Origin of the sequence: Streptomyces sp. Qhu_M48, from assembly GCF_051305195.1 — a bacterium.
Lineage (GTDB): Bacteria > Actinomycetota > Actinomycetes > Streptomycetales > Streptomycetaceae > Streptomyces.
The window spans coordinates 4,472,710-4,490,524 of sequence record NZ_CP195432.1; the positions used below are offsets into that span (position 1 = coordinate 4,472,710).

General features: G+C 73.6%; 16 protein-coding genes. 6 read left to right on the plus strand and 10 right to left on the minus strand.

The window, feature by feature from the left end:
* Nucleotides 1-24: 24 nt before the first annotated feature.
* From ACRRSS_RS20320 to ACRRSS_RS20330, 3 genes are all read right to left on the minus strand, one after another.
* Nucleotides 25-1,572 (minus strand): ATP-dependent DNA ligase, encoded by a 1,548-nt coding sequence (locus ACRRSS_RS20320; protein WP_435972535.1) that lies wholly within the window; start codon nucleotides 1,570-1,572, stop codon nucleotides 25-27.
* 173 nt (nucleotides 1,573-1,745) lie between these two features.
* The gene (locus ACRRSS_RS20325; protein ID WP_435972536.1) at nucleotides 1,746-2,873 is read right to left on the minus strand and encodes a DUF6397 family protein; all 1,128 of its coding nucleotides are present in this window, start codon (nucleotides 2,871-2,873) and stop codon (nucleotides 1,746-1,748) included.
* A 156-nt stretch (nucleotides 2,874-3,029) separates the two neighbouring features.
* Entirely contained in the window at nucleotides 3,030-3,443 is a 414-nt protein-coding gene (locus ACRRSS_RS20330) for a roadblock/LC7 domain-containing protein (protein ID WP_435972537.1), read from the minus strand.
* Nucleotides 3,444-3,595: 152 nt separating this feature from the next.
* On the opposite strand from ACRRSS_RS20330, the gene ACRRSS_RS20335 reads away from it, so the two are divergent.
* The gene (locus tag ACRRSS_RS20335; RefSeq protein ID WP_435972538.1) at nucleotides 3,596-4,021 is read left to right on the plus strand and encodes a PPOX class F420-dependent oxidoreductase; all 426 of its coding nucleotides are present in this window, start codon (nucleotides 3,596-3,598) and stop codon (nucleotides 4,019-4,021) included.
* Nucleotides 4,022-4,078: 57 nt separating this feature from the next.
* On the opposite strand, the gene ACRRSS_RS20340 is transcribed toward ACRRSS_RS20335, so the two are convergent.
* The 5 genes from ACRRSS_RS20340 to ACRRSS_RS20360 form a co-directional block, all read right to left on the minus strand.
* Nucleotides 4,079-4,696: a GTP-binding protein gene (locus ACRRSS_RS20340; protein WP_351904942.1), complete on the minus strand. Its 618-nt coding sequence runs from the start codon at nucleotides 4,694-4,696 to the stop codon at nucleotides 4,079-4,081.
* The gene (locus tag ACRRSS_RS20345; protein ID WP_435972539.1) at nucleotides 4,677-5,093 is read right to left on the minus strand and encodes a DUF742 domain-containing protein; all 417 of its coding nucleotides are present in this window, start codon (nucleotides 5,091-5,093) and stop codon (nucleotides 4,677-4,679) included. Before ACRRSS_RS20345 ends, ACRRSS_RS20340 begins: the two co-directional genes overlap by 20 nt.
* A 13-nt stretch (nucleotides 5,094-5,106) precedes the next feature.
* Complete coding sequence (locus ACRRSS_RS20350; protein WP_389681690.1) at nucleotides 5,107-5,541, minus strand: roadblock/LC7 domain-containing protein; 435 nt, start codon at nucleotides 5,539-5,541, stop codon at nucleotides 5,107-5,109.
* On the minus strand, nucleotides 5,538-8,600 hold the full coding sequence (locus ACRRSS_RS20355; protein ID WP_435972540.1) for a nitrate- and nitrite sensing domain-containing protein: 3,063 nt from the start codon (nucleotides 8,598-8,600) through the stop codon (nucleotides 5,538-5,540). The genes ACRRSS_RS20350 and ACRRSS_RS20355 overlap by 4 nt, the downstream gene beginning before the upstream one ends.
* Before the next feature lie 211 nt (nucleotides 8,601-8,811).
* Nucleotides 8,812-9,645 (minus strand): MHYT domain-containing protein, encoded by an 834-nt coding sequence (locus tag ACRRSS_RS20360; RefSeq protein WP_435972541.1) that lies wholly within the window; start codon nucleotides 9,643-9,645, stop codon nucleotides 8,812-8,814.
* A 173-nt stretch (nucleotides 9,646-9,818) separates the two neighbouring features.
* Between ACRRSS_RS20360 and ACRRSS_RS20365 the strand changes: the two genes are divergently transcribed.
* From ACRRSS_RS20365 to ACRRSS_RS20380, 4 genes are all read left to right on the plus strand, one after another.
* Nucleotides 9,819-10,427, plus strand: a complete 609-nt coding sequence (locus tag ACRRSS_RS20365) for a class I SAM-dependent methyltransferase (protein ID WP_435972542.1) — start codon at nucleotides 9,819-9,821, stop codon at nucleotides 10,425-10,427.
* A 139-nt stretch (nucleotides 10,428-10,566) separates the two neighbouring features.
* Complete coding sequence (locus ACRRSS_RS20370) at nucleotides 10,567-12,681, plus strand: bifunctional serine/threonine-protein kinase/glutamate ABC transporter substrate-binding protein (protein WP_435972543.1); 2,115 nt, start codon at nucleotides 10,567-10,569, stop codon at nucleotides 12,679-12,681.
* A 123-nt stretch (nucleotides 12,682-12,804) separates the two neighbouring features.
* Nucleotides 12,805-13,140, plus strand: a complete 336-nt coding sequence (locus tag ACRRSS_RS20375; protein WP_435972544.1) for a hypothetical protein — start codon at nucleotides 12,805-12,807, stop codon at nucleotides 13,138-13,140.
* Nucleotides 13,141-13,356: 216 nt separating this feature from the next.
* Nucleotides 13,357-14,196, plus strand: coding sequence for a hypothetical protein (locus tag ACRRSS_RS20380; protein WP_435972545.1), 840 nt, complete (start codon nucleotides 13,357-13,359; stop codon nucleotides 14,194-14,196).
* 87 nt (nucleotides 14,197-14,283) lie between these two features.
* On the opposite strand, the gene ACRRSS_RS20385 is transcribed toward ACRRSS_RS20380, so the two are convergent.
* Nucleotides 14,284-14,880, minus strand: coding sequence for an HD domain-containing protein (locus ACRRSS_RS20385; RefSeq protein WP_435972546.1), 597 nt, complete (start codon nucleotides 14,878-14,880; stop codon nucleotides 14,284-14,286).
* A 231-nt stretch (nucleotides 14,881-15,111) separates the two neighbouring features.
* Between ACRRSS_RS20385 and ACRRSS_RS20390 the strand changes: the two genes are divergently transcribed.
* Nucleotides 15,112-16,395: a tannase/feruloyl esterase family alpha/beta hydrolase gene (locus ACRRSS_RS20390; protein WP_435972547.1), complete on the plus strand. Its 1,284-nt coding sequence runs from the start codon at nucleotides 15,112-15,114 to the stop codon at nucleotides 16,393-16,395.
* Nucleotides 16,396-16,447: 52 nt separating this feature from the next.
* On the opposite strand, the gene ACRRSS_RS20395 is transcribed toward ACRRSS_RS20390, so the two are convergent.
* Nucleotides 16,448-17,536: an acyl-CoA desaturase gene (locus ACRRSS_RS20395; protein ID WP_435972548.1), complete on the minus strand. Its 1,089-nt coding sequence runs from the start codon at nucleotides 17,534-17,536 to the stop codon at nucleotides 16,448-16,450.
* Between the last annotated feature and the right edge of the window lie 279 nt (nucleotides 17,537-17,815).

Here is a 17,815-nt window from a genome sequence, read left to right on the forward strand (position 1 = left end):
CCCGCCACTCCCCCCGTGGCCCCCTCAGCCACCGCCGATGATCTCCTCGACGGTGGCGGCGTCCGCGGCCGACTTGTCGGGGCGGTGGCGTACGACACGGGCGAAGCGGAGGGTGACGCCGGCCGGGTAGCGCGTCGAGGCCTGGAGTCCGTCGTAGGCGATCTCGACGACGAGTTCGGGCCGTACCCGCACGGTGAATCCGTCGTCCTCAACGGCCAGTTCGCCGAGCCGCTCGCTCTGCCACCGCAGCATCTCGTCGGTGAGCCCCTTGAAGGTCTTGCCGAGCATGGCGAAGCCGCCTTCGGCGGTGCGCGCGCCGAGGTGGAGGTTGGACAGCAGGCCGGTCCTGCGCCCGTGGCCCCGCTCGACGGCGAGAACGACGAGGTCGACGGTGTGCACGGGCTTCACCTTCAGCCACGTCCGCCCTCTGCGGCCGGCCACGTAGGGCGCGTCCACCGCCTTGACCAGGACACCTTCGTGCCCCCGGGCCAGCGTGTCGGTGAAGAACCGCTCGGCGGCCCCACCCTGCGCGGCATCGGCGGGATCGGTGACCACCATCCGTCGGACGCGCTGGGACTCGGGGAGCAGCCGGGCCAGGACCTCGTGCCGCTCCCGGCCCGGCCGGTCGATCAGGCCCACTCCGTCGACCGCGAGAACGTCGAAGAAGACCGGTGTGAGGGGAAGGGTGGCACGCGCACCGGCCACATCCGTGCGGGAGCCGACCCGGGAGGCGATCGACTGGAACGACACGGGACGACCGGTACCCGGATCGAGGGCGATCACCTCGCCGTCCAGGATGAACGCGTCGGCCGGAACGGAGCGGGCGGTGGCGACCACCTCGGGGAGCCGGCCGGTGATGTCGTCGAGCGAACGCGTGTGGACACGGACCTCGTCCCCCTGCCGATGCACCTGGATGCGGATGCCGTCGAGCTTCTCCTCCACCACACAGGGCCCGAGGGCGGCGATCGCATCGGTGACGGAGGCGGCGGTGTGCGCCAGCATGGGCTGCACGGGATTGCCGACCCGGAGGGTGAAGCGCTGCAGCGCGGCGGCGCCGTCCGCCAGGACGGCCTGCGCGACCGGTGGCAACGCCCCTTCGAGCATCACGGCGCGGCGCAGCTCCCCCGCGGGCACCGCGGCGGCCCTGGCGACGCCTTCCAGGGCGACGGCGTCCAGGGCGCCCTGGCGCACCTCCCCGGTGAGCAGCCGCAGCAGGAACTGCTGCTCGTCATGGGTTGCGGCGGCGAACAGGGCGTGGACGAGCCGGGTCCGCCCGGCCCGGGAGCCGGCGCCGGACACGGCGGCGAGCTCCGTCATCACCTCGTCAGCCCGCCCGAGCGTCAGCGCCGGCTGTTCAGTGGGCGGGACGGCGGGAGGGGCCACCTCCTTGAGGACGCTCCACCCGACCCCGATGCGCCCCTGCGGGAGCCGTCCCGAGAGGTACGCGATGACGAGGGGGCTCTCCTCGGGATCGGCCTCCACGAACAACTCGGCGAGGAGGCCGATCTTGCGCGAACGCGCGGAGGTCGCGGCCACCTCCCGGGACACCTCGGCGACACGGGCGAGCAGCATGGGCCCATCCTCCCCACACCCGTCCCCCGCCGCACCCCGACGACGCTTCGGCGTCAGGGTCCGCGGGGTCGGGGTCCGCGGTGCCAGGGTCCGCGGGGTCATGGCCGACGGTGGCAGGCCCGTCAGGGTCAGGCACGTCAGCGTCGGGGCCGACGGTGGCAGGCACATCAGTCTCAGGGCCAGGAGACCGGGTGCCTCCGCCCCTTCGCGCGCCCGCCTTCCGACGGCGTCCCCCGGCGGCGGAACCGGTCCAGCAGTCTGGTGCGGCCCGAACGTGCCGGTGGACGCCCGGTCCCCTGCGATCGCTCCTCCGGGAGCGGCACCGCCGGAGGCACAGGAGGCGCAGATGGCACCGGGGGCAGCTGGGGCGGCGGCGAGGCCTCCGGTTCGCCGCCGCCCCACGGCGGCGGCGCCGCCGCACCGAGCGGCACCGGTGCTGCGGGAAGCGCGGTCCTCTGCCGCCGCACGGGTGAGACGGACGGCACGGGCGCCATCGTCAGGACGGGCGGCCGGGGCGACGTAAGGGCTCCGCCGCCGCCCGGGTACGGCGCCGACCGTTCCGCCCGGGCCTCGTCCACGGCGAGGGCCAGGCTCAGCCGGTGCCAGAGGATCTCGTCCGGGTCGTCGGCCCGCGTGAGGCGCTCGGCGATGTCGTGCGCCGTCGCCCGCACCGGCATCCCCGGCGGTGGTGGTGGGCGCAGCCGGTCGAGGTGAGCGCGCTCGAACGGGTCGTCGACGACCTCGGCGACCTGGAATGGATCGAGCAGGGAGGCGATGGCGGCGGCACGCGCCCAGGGATCGGTCGAGGCCCTGAGCAGCACGCCGAGCCTGCGGGCCCGCCAGTTCCGGGGCCTCCGGTCCTCGTGCGCGGCGAGGCGTTCGCGGAGTTCCCGTGGCAGTCGGCCGGCGAGCAGGGCCGGGCAGGCGAGGCCGAACTCGGCGACGTCCTCCGCGAGATAGGTCCACACCACCGCCCGGTAGCGGTTGAGAGAGAAGCGCACCGGGCTGAGATGGCCCGTCCGCGCGAGCCGGGTGAAACGCTCCGGGGTGATCTCCAGGAGAGCGGCGGCCTCCCCGGTGCCGACCGCGCGCACCCGGTCGCGCAGACCGGCGGGAAAGTCCGGCGCGGCCCTGAGCCGGTCGAGCTCTCCCTGCTCGACCCGCCGCCGCCCGCCCTCCCCCACCGGCACCGTCCGCACCAGGCCGAGCTGGAGAGCGAGCCGGAACTCGTCGCGTCCCAGCTCCAGTTCCTGCGCCGCCCTCCCCGGTGTCACCGTGCGCGCCCCTTCGTCCACCGTCATCCCACGGCCCTCCCCCGTACGTCATGTTCTCTGCGTGCCGTGGATCCCTCGGACCCACACCAAGAACGTAACGCAGAGTGACGGATTGCGTGTGGCCTGTGGACAACCGCCTGTGGACAACGCCCTCAGGGCGTCGGCCACGACGTCACCGCGCCGTCAGAGAACGCCGCCGCCAGGAAACCCGGGCTGCCGCGCCTCCACGCCGAGGTGCTCGCCGACACGGTTGACCAGGAGCGTCATCTCGTACGCCACCTGACCGACGTCCGCCTCCGCCGCGCTCAGGACGCACAGGCAGCTGCCCTCGCCCGCGGCCGTCACGAAGAGCAGCGCATCGTCGAACTCCACCATCGTCTGCCGCGCCCTGCCGGCCCGGAAGTGCCGGCCCGATCCCCGGGCGAGACTGTGGAGTCCGGAGGAGACCGCCGCGAGATGTTCGGCGTCCTCGCGTGCGAGTCCGCTGCTCGCGCCCGTCACCAGTCCGTCGTTCGAGAGCACGAGCGCGTGCCGGATGAACCCGACCCGGTGGGTCAGGTCGTCGAGAAGCCAGTCCAGTCCCTTGTCCAACGCCATCAGTGGTCCTCCCCCTGGGTGGTGCGTCCCCGTCGGTCCGGACTTCCGTGGTGTCCGTGCCGCCGTGGTCCGCCGTATCGCCGCAAGCCTTACGCACTGTCGTGAACAGGGCAAGCACTGCACCTCGCCCGCGTGTGCCGCACGATGGGGGCATGACGAGGATGACCGATGATGAGTGGCGGACCTTCGTGTCCGCGGGAACCCGTACGGGCAAGCTGGCGACCGTGCGCGACGACGGCAGTCCGCACGTCGTGCCGATCTGGTTCCTCCTCGACGGCGACACGTTCGTCTTCACCACGGGCAAGGGAACGGTGAAGGGTCGCAACCTCGCCCGCGACGGCCGGGTGTCCCTGTGCGTCGACGACGACACCCCGCCGTTCGCCTTCGTCGCGCTCAGCGGCCGGGCAGAACTCAGCGAGGATCCCGCGCAGTTGCGCCACTGGGCCGGCCGTCTCGGCGCCCGGTACATGGGCGAGGACCGGGCGGAGGAGTTCGGGTCGCGGAACGCGGTCCCGGGCGAACTCCTCGTCCGGGTACGCATCCACAAGGTGATCGCCGAGGGCGGCGTCGCCGACTGAGACCACGGCCGCGACCACGAGGGCGCGGCCGTCACCACGAGGGCGCGGCCGGGCCGCTCAGCCGACCGTGTCCAGGAGACGGGCGGTGTGCATCCGCCCGGCGTACTCGACCAGACGGATCAACACCTCCTTCCCGGAGTCGCGATCACGCGCGTCGCAGAGCACGACGGGCGTGCCCCGGTCCAGGTCCAGCGCGCGGGAGACATCGGCCGCGCCGTAGGTACGCGCGCCCGTGAAGCAGTTGACGGCCACCACGAAGGGGATCTTCCGGTGTTCGAAGTAGTCGACCGCCGGGAAGCAGTCCTCGAGCCGTCGGGTGTCGGCGAGGACGACGGCTCCCAGGGCGCCCTGGGAGAGCTCGTCCCACAGGAACCAGAACCGGTCCTGGCCGGGCGTCCCGAACAGGTAGAGGGAGAGTCCGGAGCGGATCGTGATGCGGCCGAAGTCCATGGCGACGGTCGTGGTGGTCTTCTGGTCGACTCCCCCGGTGTCGTCGACCGACTCCCCGGCGCGGCTCAGCCGTTCCTCGGTGCGCAGCGGCCGGATCTCGCTGACCGCGCCGACGAGGGTGGTCTTGCCCACGCCGAATCCACCGGCGACCAGGATCTTCAGGGCGAGGGCGGTGGTGTCCGCGCCGTCGCCGTCGCCGGTGTTCTCAGAGCGCTCGTAGGCCATCGATTACTTCCCTCAGGATTCTTTCGTCAGGGAGCTGAGCGGGCGGCACGGGCCTGCTGACGCGTACGAAGCCCGATTCGAGGAGGTCGCCGAGGAGGACCCGGACGACGCCGACGGGCAGGTCGGCGTCGGCGGAGAGTTCGGCCACCGACTGCGTCTCGGCCCGGCACAGGCTGAGCAGGGACCGGTGCTCGGGACCGAGGAGGGACTCCTCGGCCGGCCCCGGCGGGTCGTCGTCGACGACGACGAGCGCGATGAGGTCGAACCGGACGTTGCTGGGCCCCGGCTTGGTCCGTCCGCCGGTCATCGCGTAGGGGCGTACGAGCGGCCCGGCGTCGGCGTCGTACCACTGGCTGCCCGGTACGGACGGGCCGCCGCCGGTGCTGTCCTCGTTCATGGGTCTCTCCGGGTCAGCCGGCGGCCGGCGGGGTCACCGTGAGCCGCGGCGGGGTGTGCAGGTGCTCGCCGACACGCTTGACGAGGCGGGCCATCTCGTAGGCGATGAGGCCGATGTCCGCGCTCACGGAGCTGAGGACCGCGAGGCAGGAACCGTCGCCCGCCGCGGCGACGAAGAGGAATCCGTCGTCCATCTCGACCATCGTCTGGCGGACTCCGCCGGTGTGGAACTGGCGCCCGGCGCCCTTGGCGAGGCTGTGGAAGCCGGACGCGATGGCGGCCAGGTGCTCGGCGTCCTCGCGGCTGAGTCCGCTGGAGGCCCCTACGGCGAGTCCGTCGTTGGAGAGCACCACGGTGTGGCGGACCTCCCGGACCCGCGTGACGAGGTCGTCGAGGAGCCAGTCGAGTTCGCCGGATCGGTGATGAGAGATCCTCTCGTGGTCGATCATGCGTGGTCTCCTTCAGAACGGTGGTCGTCGGGGGGAGTCGTGCCAGGTCCGGTGCCTTGGCCCTGGCCGGTGCCGGTACCGGAGCCGGTGCCTGCGCCTGCGACGTGGCCGGAGCCGTGGGCCTGGCCGGTGCCGAGGTCGTGGCCGGTGCCGAGAGGGCGTCGGGCGCCGGGGACGGCGCCGCCGCCCCGCTGCCAGCCGTCCTGGTAGGCCGCCATCCGGTCCCGTACCTGCTCCGGGGTGCGGGCGTCCGTGCCGGGCGCGGACGGTACGAACACCGGCGCCGGGGCGGGTGCCTCCCGCAGCTGCGGGACCAGACTCGCCTGCCGTACGCGTCGGGGCAGCTCGTCCTCCGGATCGCCGTGGCCCGCGGGGCCGCCGGGGCCGGCCGGATCGCCGGGTCGCTGTTCGCGTGCCGGTGGCGGTACGGAGGGTCCGCGGCGGCGCAGTTCGGTGACGCCGGCGGGCGGAGGCCCGGACCGCTGCGGCGCCGCGAGCGCGGACACAGCCGTCGGGCGCGGCAGGGACTGCGGGCGGGAGCCCGGTGGGGCCTGCGGCGGGACCGGCGGTCGAGGGCCGTGCGCCTCCTCGGGCGGGATGCCCGGCCGCGCGTCGGCCGGAGCCTGCGGGGCGGTCCGGCGGGGGGACGGGACGGGCCCGGCCGGAGCGCCACCGGTGAGTGTGTGGGCGCCGGGGGCGGGCGGTCCGGTGCGGCCCGGAGGGCGGGGTCCCTGGGACCCGCCGAAACGGCGGGCCTCGGCGTGGTGCGCCTCCTCACGTTCGCGTGCGGCGCGCGCCTCGTCCGTACGGGTGTAGGCGACGAGGCGGTCGGCCGTCGGCTGTTCACCGCGACCGCGCCGGTCGTCGGCGCCGGGCCCGCCCGTGCCAGAGACGGAAGCACGCGGACCACGCGCCTGCGGGGTCCCCGCGGGGGGTGTGTCGGCTCCGCGGCCGGGCGGCAGCGCGCCCTGCAGCAGATCGGTCGGCAGCAGGACGACGGCCGTCGTGCCGCCGTACGGAGAGGTCCGCAGCTGCACCTTGATGTCGTGGCGGGAGGAGAGCCGGCTGACCACGAAGAGGCCCAGCCGGTCGCTGTCGAAGAGGTCGAGGGCCTCGGACTGGGCGATGCGGGCGTTGGCCTCGGTGAGGGTCTCCCGGCCCATGCCGAGTCCCCGGTCCTCGATCTCCAGGGCGTACCCGTTGCCGACGGGTTCGCCGCTGACGCGCACCTTGGTGTGGGGCGGGGAGAACTGGGCCGCGTTCTCGATGAGTTCGGCCAGGAGGTGGGTGAGGTCGGCGACGGCGCCGCCGACGACGGCCGTCTCGGGGAGCCGGCGGACCTCCACGCGCGCGTAGTCCTCGATTTCGGAGACGGCGGCGCGGACGACGTTGGTGAGCGGGACGGGCATGCGCCAGGCACGGCCGGGAGCGGCGCCCGACAGGATGATGAGGCTCTCGGCGTGGCGCCGCATCCGGGTGGTGAGGTGGTCGAGCCGGAAGAGGTCGCCGAGTTCGTCGGGGTCGTCGGCGCGCCGTTCCATGCTGTCCAGGAGGTTGAGCTGGCGGTGGACGAGGACCTGGCTGCGGCGGGCGAGGTTGACGAAGACGCCGGAGATGCCGCTGGCGAGTTCGGCGCGTTCGACGGCTGCGGAGAGAGCCGCGCGGTGGACGGTCGTGAGGGCGTCGCCGACCTGGCCGATCTCGTCCTGGGAGACCGCTCGCGGCGGGGCCTCGGCGTGGACGTCGATCTCCTCGCCGGCGCGCAGTCGGCGCATGGCCGCGGGGAGTTTGCCGCGCGCGATGCCGAGGGCCGTGTTGCGGAGGCTGACGAGTTCGACGACGAGGCCGCGGCCGATGCGCACGGAGATGACGAGGGAGGCGGCGACGGCCGCGAGGCCGAGGACCACCGCCGCGCCGCCCGCGCTGAGGACCCCGCCGGCGAAGGGGTCGGCGCGGTCGGCCGCCGCGGCGCGGGCGTCGGTCTCGATCGCGGTGAGTCCGTTCCGTACGGCGGCGAGTGTGGCGTCCCAGTCGGCGGAGGTGACCGCCTGGGCGGCGGGGCGGCCGGGGCTCGCGGCGCCGATCTTCTCCTCCGCGCGGGTGAGCCTGGTGTGGTCACCGCCGGCGGTGAGCCGGGTCCATGCGGCCCGGTCGGCGGCGGGCAGGTCCGCGGTGGCCGAGGCGACAAGAGTGCGCCGGGTCTCGACGGCGCCCGAGAAGGCGCGCAGCCGCTCGGCGGTGAGACGGCCGGTGAGGTGGGCGGAGGTGAGGAGGGCGTCCTCGCGGGACAGCATCTCGCCGGCCCAGCCGAATTCCAGGAGTACGCGCGCGTCGGACCCCTGCGGGGCGTCCTGGATGCCGGTGAGGGCGCCACCGACGGCGAAGGCCGTGGAGACCGCGGCGGTGTACTCCTCGTACACCTGGTCCCAGTCGGCCCGCCCGTCGACGGCGGCGGTACGGAGTCGGGCGAGGCTCTCGACCCTGCCGACGAACGCGCTCACCCGGTCGCCGACGTCGCCGGGCAGGTCCCCGGCGTCGCCGACGGTGTGGGTGTCGTCCAGCCGGAGTCGGTCGACGGCGGCGTCCGTGCGGCGCATCCGGTCCTTGAGCTCGGTGGCCCGACCGGTGCCGGGGGCGGCGACCTGCCGTACGGCCGCGCGCCGTTCGGCCTGGAGCGCGGCGAGGGCGGCCGTCACGGGCTCGCGGATCCCGGCGTCGACACGCTGGAGCTGGCGGAGCCGCGCGACGTCCTGGGCGGTGGTGACGGTGGCGAAGCCCCACAGTGCGAGGAGCGAGACGACGGGGACCATCAGGAGGGAGACGATCTTCGCGCGGACGGTGCGGGGTCGCAGCCCGTGACGCGGCGGGCGGCGACGGCGGGCGCCGTCCGCCGTCGGCGTCGGCGGCGCCGTGGAGGTGGAGCGGTGTCCTGCGGTCGGAGCGGCCTCGGGGGTGTGCTCCCCCGGTTCGTCGGCGGGCGGCCCGGCGTGCGCGCGCCGCCCGCGCGCGGCCGCCGGCCGCGTCGCCTCGGCGTCCTGGGTCTTGCGGGGAGTTCGCATGGCCTCCTCGTTCCGGCTGCGACTGTTCTCGGTGCGTGGGTCCTGCGAGGGGGTGGGGCAGGAGGAGTGCGTTCGGTCGGCGTGCGAGGGTCCGGCTCGCGTCGGGGGTGGGGTTCGCGTCAGAGGTGCGGTGGGCGTGAAGGGGCGGGGCGGCGTCGGGGGTCCGGTCGGCGTGCGGATCGGTTCGTGCGTGTCTCGCTTCGCGTGCGGCTCAGCTGATGGGAGTACGGGCGGTCCCGGCGGCGCGAAAGCCGGGGGGTGCGACGTCCACCGCGCGCTCGTCCGGCTCGGTGAGGCGCCCGGCGGAGGCGTACGCGGCCCGTTCCCTGGCCGTCGGGGAGAGGGCGACGAAGGCCGAGGTGATGAAGAGGTAGGAGCCGAGGCCGACCGCGAGCGGGAAGATGAACTGCATGACGGTGGCCCCGGGGAGGGCGGCGCCGGACGGGACGACGTCCACCGTCACCGCGAGCATTCCGGTGTAGTGCATGCTGCTGACGGCCGCGCCCATCACGAGCGAGGCGACGGTCACGGCCACCGTTGAGTGGATGTTGAGGGCGGCCCACAGGGCCGCCGTGGCGGCGACGACGGCGATCAGCACCGAGACCCCGACGAGTACGGGGTCGTACCTGACCTCGCCGTGGAGCCGGAGGGCGGCCATGCCCGTGTAGTGCATGCTCGCCACGCCGACGCCCGTGGTCAGACCGCCGGTCAGGAGCGAACGGACCCGGTCGCGCCCGTAGCCGACGACGAACACACCGGCGCCGACGACGGCCATGGCGATGACGAGGCTGATCATGGTGAGCGGTACGTCGTACCGGATGTCGGTGCCGGTCACCCCGAAGCCGAGCATCGCCACGAAGTGCATCGTCCAGATGCCGGTGCCGATCGCGGAGGCCGCCGTGAGCAACCAGTTCCGCCGTGAGCGGCCGGTCGCGTCGAGGGCGCGTACGGTGCAGCGCAGCCCGAGGGCGGCGCCGACGCAGGCCATCGCGTACGACAGTGCAGGTGTCAGCCAGCCGAAGGTGGCGTGGTCCAGGTGTCCCATGGCTCAGGGACGCTAGTGCGCATCAGGGGGCGCACAAGGGGCGCATTTCGAAAGCTGATGGAATATGACAGAGAGCTGATCCCGAACGATCACGCCGGGCTCGAACGTGCACACAGATCGTTCACCCCTCCGGGGAAGGTCGTTCACCCCCGCGGGTAAGCGATCATGAGCGCATGAGCGATGACCCCACGCATGTCCGAGAGTTCTTCGGCGCTCGCGCCGCCGACTGGGACAGCCGGTTCCCCGACGACGGTCCCGCGTACGCGGCCGCCGTCCACGAGCTCGGCCTGCGGCCGGGCGACGCGGTACTCGACGCCGGCTGCGGGACCGGCCGCGCGCTCCCTCCGCTCCGTGCCGCCGTCGGCCCGAGCGGCACCGTGCTCGGCGCCGATCTCACCCCGGAGATGCTCGAACAGGCCGTCAGGGCAGGACGCGGCGGTCCGGACGGCACCGCGACGCTGCTGCTCGCCGACGTCGGACGCCTCCCGGTGCACGACGGCGCGCTCGACGCCGTCTTCGGGGCCGGGCTCATCTCCCACCTCGCGGAACCCGTCACCGGTCTGCGCGAACTCGCCCGTGTCGTACGGCCGGGCGGCCGGCTCGCGCTCTTCCACCCGATCGGCCGGGCCGCCCTCGCGGCACGCCACGGCCGCCAGATCACCCCGGACGACCTGCGGGCCGAACCCCGGCTGCGCCTCGTGCTCGCCGAGGCAGGGTGGAGGCTCGTCGGTTACGTCGACGAGGACACGCGCTACCTGGCCATGGCGGTACGCGAGGGCTGAGGCGGGTGGCTGAGGCCCTCTTCACGATCCGGCTCGCCCCCTCGGCCGGATGTGGCAGAGTCGGGGCGGGGTCGACGGTCCGACGCCGCAGGGCTCATGACGTCCTGCCAGGGACCGCGTCGGGGTGAGGGGGCTGTGGGTGGCACGGGTGATCGACGGTCGGTTCGAGCTGGTGGCTCGGCTCGGCGGGGGCGGCATGGGAACCGTGTGGAGAGCGCGGGACCTGGCACTCCACCGTGAGGTGGCCCTCAAGGAGGTACGCCCGCCCGACCCGGCACTGGCCGAGTACGACCCCGAGGGCGCCCGCGAACTCCGCATCCGGGTTCTGCGCGAGGCACGCGCACTCGCCCGCGTGGCCCACCCGCAGGTGGTGACGATCTATCACATCGTGGACGGCGGCGAGGGCACGTACCCGTGGCTCGTCATGGAACTGGTCTCCGGGGGCTCGCTCCACGACCGGCTCGCCCGGGGCACCCTCACGGCGGGCGAGGCGGCCACCCTGGGGCGCGGGATCCTCGCGGGCCTTCGGGCCGCCCACGCGACGGGCATCCAGCACCGGGACATCAAGCCCGCGAACGTCCTGCTGCGGCCCGACGGACGTCCGGTCCTCACCGACTTCGGCATCGCGGCGATCCACGGGGCCACTGCCCTCACCGCCGCCGGCTCGATCATCGGCACGCCCGACTACATGGCGCCCGAACGCGTCGCCGGCGAGGAGGGCGGACCGGCCGCCGACCTCTGGTCGCTCGCGATGACCCTGTACGTCGCGGTGGAGGGGCACCACCCACTGCGCCGGGCCAACACGCTCGCCACCCTCGCGGCGGTGCTGGGTGAGGACGTACCGGCGCCGCGCCGCGCCGGCCCGCTGACGGGGGTGCTGACGGACGTGCTGGTACGGGACCCGGCGGCACGGCCCGACGGCGAGGCGCTGGACCGCCTGCTCGCCGAGGCCGAAGTCCGGGCGGCGAAGGCTCCGGGGCAGGTTCAGGGCCAGCTCCGGGCCGATCCACGGGACCAGGGCAGGGTTCAGGACCAGGTACCGGCCCAAGGCCCGGGCCGGGCTCAAGACCCGCGCCGGGCTCAAGACCGGAGCCGAGCTCAAGACCCGCGCCGAGTTCAAGACCAGGCACTGGCCCAGGATGCGGGACAGGCCCAGCAAGCGGCCCAGGCCCAGGGCCCCGTCCAGGACGCCGGGCCCCGGCCTCTTCCTCCACCTCAGCCCCACCCTCACCCTCGACTTCACGGTGAGGCTTCACCGGTCCCCGCCCCAGCCTCCCCTTCACCCACCGCCGACACCGCCACCGCCACCTTCGGCGCCGTCCCCCCGGTCCCGACCCGGCCGCCCACGGCGCGGAGACGGCACGCCGCGGTGTACGCGGGAGCGGCGGGCGCCGTCGTGCTGAGCGGCGTGCTCCTTTGGAACCTCCTTCCGCTCGGTGGCGCGAAGGACGACGGCACCGGGGACCGCACCGCCGGAAAGCCCGGCGGCCGGAGCCCCTCCTCCTCCACCGCCGCGTCCGCCCCGCCCCCGACCGGAAACGGAATCAAGATCACCATCGGGGTCAAGTCCGACCAGCCCGGTCTCGGCTGGAAGAGGCCGGACGGCACGTACACGGGGCTCGACGTGGACGTGGCGACCTACCTCGCCCGCGCACTCGGCCACGGCCCCGCCGACATCGCCTGGAAGGAGGTCCGGAGCTCCACCCGTGAGGCGCTCCTGGCCAACGGCGATGTCGACCTCGTCGTGGCCACGTACACGATGACCTCGCAGCGGAAGACGAGGGTCGGCTTCGCCGGCCCCTACTTCACGGCTCACCAGGACGTCCTGCTGGCGGCCGGTGACACCTCCGTCAGGAACCCGGCCGATCTCAACGGCAAGAAGGTCTGCGGGGCCACCGGAACCACCGGCGTGCTGGCGATCCGTACGAGGCTCGCTCCCCAGGCGGAGGTCGTGACGTACGACAGTCACGCGCGCTGCATCGACGCGCTCGCCTCGGGCACCGTCGACGCCGTCACCACCGACGACGCGCTCCTCGCCGGCTACGCGGCGCAGGACGGGTACAAGGGCAGGTTCAAGCTCGCGGGCTTCCGCGTCAGCGAGGAGCCCTACGGCATCGGGGTCCCGAAGGGCAGCGCGATGGAGGGCAAGGTCCAGAAGGCACTCGACAAGATGATCTCCGACGGCTCCTGGAAGCGAGCCGTCGAGAAGAACCTCCCCCTCCTGCGGACGGCCACCCCGCCCCTCCGGGATTGATCCACACCGACACGTCCGTATTCCCGCGCTCCCCCCTCTGTGGTCAACGCACCCTTCTTTCCCGGCACTTCACTGACTACCGTGGATGTACCGGGCAGTCCTGCCCGGGAAGGGCGGTGGAGCGTGACACGGGTACCGGAACGACTGCGCAAGCTCCTGCCCTCCGCCCGGAAGGCGTCCGAGGCCGCCGCTCCGGCGCCCCCACGCGCCCGGCAGGGACACAACCTCTTCGAGGCGGCGGCGGAGTACGTGGCCGCGTGCGCCGAGAACGACCCGGCCCGGGCGGAGGAGGCGGCGAGCCGGGTCTCCCCCGGGATGCTGTCGTTCGGCGTCAACGAACTGGCCTGTCGGGCTCTCCTCACCCTCGCCCGGGAGCGGAACGAGTCGCCGAGTGCCGTGGCCCGCTCGCTCCTCGGTCTCCGGGAGGACCCGGCGAGGCGCCCCACGGGAGACGCGTAGGCTTCCGGACCCGGACCCGGGACAGGCATCCGGACCGGGACAGGTGTCGGGACCCGGGGCCGGCATCGACACCGGCCCCCGCCTCGCCTCCCATCCGTCTCCCCTTCCTCTTCCGCACCCGCATCCGCACGGCGATACAGGTCACTGCGCCAACCTCTGGACAGGTCTCCCTACTCACTGGTTAAGGTGCGCCGACAACCAGATGGGGAGGCCTGCGTGGCTGGGACGGACCCGATCGCCGAGGCAGCGGCCGAAGGCGATGCCGATGCGCTGTTCGTGCTGACCGCGGCGCTGCTGACACCCGCGCGCTTCCCGAGCGTGCTCGGCGACGACTACCCGGCGGCGTGCGCGGCGCTGGGGCTGCAGCCGTACGCGGACGGGTACGGGCTCGTCTTCGGGCAGGACGGGCTCGGCGCGCGCTGGACGGTCGTCATCGACGACGTGTCGTTGGTCGCCGTGGCCATCTCCTCCTGGGACTGCGGCATGGCCTACGACCTCTCCCCCGACGAGGAGTCGGTGGTCAGCGGGCTGCCCGGCTGGCCGCTCGACCTGATGAGCCGCGCCCCGGGTGTTCCGGCCCCGCACGACCCGGAGCCCGAGGAGGGTGATCCCGCCCCGCTGGTACCGCCGTCGGGCGACGAGTGGGGCCCGGCCCAGCGCCGTCTGGGCGCCGACGAGGTGGCCCTCCAGTGGGCCGCCTGGCGGGCCAGGGTGGGCGACGACGGCACGTACACGGACGGCCCCGCGGCTCCCGACGCAACGGCCGCGCCCGCCGTCGACGACCCGTACGACGGGGTCAGGAAGGCCTTGGACGAGCTGCGCGGCTACCTGGATGACCCGCCGCCGGTGGGCCGGGTGCGGTCCGCGTCGGACGGGGAGGCAGGCGCGCGGATGCTGCGCGCGGACGGCCCCGGCTGGTCGCTGGTGGCCAAGGCCGACGACATGGCGTTCGTGCTTCTCGACGAGCTGCCGCGCGAGGTACTGCCCGTGGCCCGGGGGGCGAGGCTCCCGGCCCTCCTCGAAGCCCTCGACGCGATGGCCGTACGCCCGTCCTGAAACCACGGGGCGCCCGCCCTGCAAGCAGGGGGCGCCCCGCCCTGAGAGCGCGCGGCGCAACCCACTCCGAGAAGCGGGGGGCGCGCGTCAGGTGAGGGCGTGCCCGTACGCGGCGGCGAGCCCGTCCAGTTCCGGCTCTCCGAACGCTGCGCGCAGCGCGCCGAACGCGGCGGCCTTGTCCTGGCCGAACCGGCTCACGGACACCGCATAGGTGTCCGGGGTGAGGAACCTCGGCGGCGTGCTCTTGCTGTGGAACTTGTCCGCGTACATGACGAGCCGCTCCTCCTGGGTGATCGCCACATAGTCGGCGGGAGGCAGTGGCAGGCCCTGCGTGAGCACGTCCTCCTTGGTCAGCCCGACCCCCGTGTGGCACGAGCAGAACCGGCACACGGCCTCCGGCAGTCCCTCCGCCGCGAGGATCTCGTGCCCCAGCAGTCCGTGGCGCAGGTAGTTCCGGCCGTCGAGCCGCCCTTCGGAGTCGTACAGGCGGTACACCCCGATGTCGTGCAGCAGGCATCCCGCCCGTACGAGGTCCGGGTCGACGTCCAGGCCCGAGCGTGACATCAGCCGCTCGGCCACCTGCCACACGATCTCGCAGTGCGTGAAGACGAGCTCGAACGCCTCTTCATGGGGAGCGTGCCTGAGGTGCATCGCGCGTATCTCGTCCGCCGACGGAATGTCCACCCGCGCAGCGTAGTGACTCCGCCGGGGGACGCCGACGACGGCTCGCGGCGGAGGGGCGCCGACGAGGCTGGAGGCCGGGAGCGCCGACGACGGCTGGGGCGGACCCCGTCGCGCTCCGACGCTCCCCATAGGCCGACGGCCCGAGGTGTGGTCCCGGGACATGGCCTGCCGGGAGGGGTGCGCCGCACGATGTGGCGCCCGTCCCTTCCCTTCGCCCATCGGAGGTTCACCATGCGCCTGTTCCCAGGCGTCTCCCTGTTCGCCGCGCTGCTGACCGGGGTCACCGTCCTCGCCCCTGCCGGTCCCGCCGTGGTCACGGAGACCGCCGCCGCGCACTGCGCGCGCCAGGACCGGCTCCGGGTGCCCGGCGCCGAGCACCAGCGGTCCGCCTGTCTGGACGACCTGACGACGGCCGCGCTGGCCGGCACGCCGTACACGGACATGGCGGACCAGGCGGGTCTGGCCGCGAAGGGGACCCGCAACCCCTCGGGGGTGCCGGGTGTCCAGATCGACGGCTACTTCCCCGACGACTCACGCCTCAACGCCACCCACGGCTGGGCCCATGACGCGCAGTTCGTCATCCGGCTGCCCGACGACTGGAACGGCGGGCTCGTCGTCACCGGCGCTCCGGGCACCAGGCGCCAGTACTCCACGGACGCGCTGATCTCCGACCAGGTCCTCGCCCGGGGCTTCGCGTACGCCGCCACCGACAAGGGCAACACCGGACCGGACTTCTTCACCGACGGACGGAGACCGGGCGACGCGGTCGCCGAGTGGAACCGCCGGGTGACCGAGCTGACGCGGGCGGCCGGGAAGGCCGTACGGCAGCGTTACGGCCGGGCGCCGGAGCGCACGTACATGACCGGCATCTCCAACGGTGGCTACCTGACGCGCTGGCAGCTGGAGAACCGGCCCGAGCTGTACGACGGCGGCGTGGACTGGGAGGGCGTGCTGTGGACCGCGCGCGGCCCCAACCTCCTGACGAGCCTGCCCGTGACGGTCGCCCGGTCACAGGGGCTCGCCACCGACGAGGACCTGGTCCGGGCCGGCTTCGCGCCGGACTCGCGCTTCCTGTGGCCGTACCACGAGCAGGCGTACTGGGGGCTGACACAGAAGATCTTCCGGGCCGAGTTCGACCCCTCGTACGATCCGGCCTGTCCCGGCTCCACGGCCGGCGGGACCGTCGAGCAGATCTTCGCGCCCTGTGCCTCGGACGCGTCCTACGACTACGCGTCACGGCCCGCGTCCGTGCACCGCGCGGTCGCGAAGGTCGCGCTCACCGGGCGGATCGGCAAGCCCCTCGTCACGCTCCACGGCGACCTGGACACCCTGCTGCCCATCGCCACCGACTCCGACGTGTACGCGCGGATGGTCGACGCGCGGGGCCGGGGCGGGATGCACCGGTACTACACGGTGCGGGGCGGGACGCACACCGACGGCCTGTACGACACCTATCCGGACCGGCTGCGGCCGATCCTGCCGTGTTACCGCTCCGCGTTCGACGCGCACGCGTGACCGGGACCGACCCTACTCGGCCCGCTCGGAGCGCGGGGGGACCGTCCCGGCCCTACTCCGCCCGCTCGGAGCGGAGCGGTGCGCCCACCTCGTGGAGATGGCCGAGCGCCTGGCGGTACGAGTCCACGAAGCCGGTCTCGGTGTACGGGACCCCCAGGGCGGCGCAGTGGGCCCGGACCGCCGGCTGGGCGAGGCGCAGATGGGGGCGCGGCATGCTCGGGAAGAGGTGGTGTTCGACCTGGTAGTTGAGACCGCCGAGGAACCAGTCGGTCAGGGCGCCGCCCCGGATGTTGCGCGAGGTGAGCACCTGGCGCCGCAGATGACCCCAGCTGTCGCCGTCCGCGTGCTCGTCCGGCCGCTCCATGCCCTTGTGGTTGGGGGCGAAGGCCATGCCCAGGTGCAGGCCGAGCAGCATCTGGTGGACGAGGGCGAAGACGAGCGCCTGCGCCGGGGTGAGGAGGGTGAGCAGGAGGGCCGCGTAGCCGGCGAAGTGGGCGAGCAGCAGCGAGCCTTCGACGAGCCGCTCGCGCCGGGTGCGGCACGGGCCGTCCTCCGCGAGCAGGGACCGCACCCCGTACACCTTGAGGGCGATGCCCTCAAGCGTCGTCAGCGGGAAGAACAGCCAGGCCTGGTGACGGGTGAGGAACCCGCGCAGCCCCTCGCGGCCGGCCGTCTGGTGTTCGGCGAAGACGAGGATGTCGGCCGCGACGTCCGGGTCCTTGTCGAGGTGGTTGGGGTGCGCGTGGTGGCGGTTGTGCTTGTCGTTCCACCACTCGCGGCTCATGCCGAGCAGGAGGTTGGCGTGGACGAGCTGGATGATCCGGCCGGCCTTACGGTTCCCGGTGATCTGGGCGTGGCCGGCGTCGTGGCCGACGAAGGCGGCGCGGGCGGAGAGCAGCGCGAGGGGAAGGGCCAGGAGCAGGGCCCACCAGGAGGGTCCGATCAGGGCGAGCCCGGCGATCACGGCGGCGATGCCCAGGAGATTGACGGCGATGCCCCGGGCGTACCAGCCGGGGCGGTGTTCGAGGAGACCCTGTTCCCTGACCGTCCGCAGGAGGGGGGTGAACTCGCTGCCGCCCCTGGCGCGGGCGGGCGCCGCGGCGGGGGCGGCGGCCGGGGGCAGGACGGTGGCCTGGGACATGGCGGGCTCCGGTTCTCAGTCGGTCGGGGGCCGTGCTGGTTCGGTCGCTGGACCGTGCTGGTTCGGTCGCTGGACCCTGCTGGTTCGGTCGCTGGACCCTGCTGGTTCGGTCCGTGGTCCGTGCTGGTTCGGGTCTGTGGGCGCCTACCAAGAAGCTACGGATCCGTGATCGTCCAGGGCCATGGCGTCACCACCCGTGCCCTTCGGGGGCGCGCCGGGGGCCGGGAGGTAGGGCGGGCCCCACCCTCCGTCAAAGTGATGCGGCTCACCCGCGAAGGA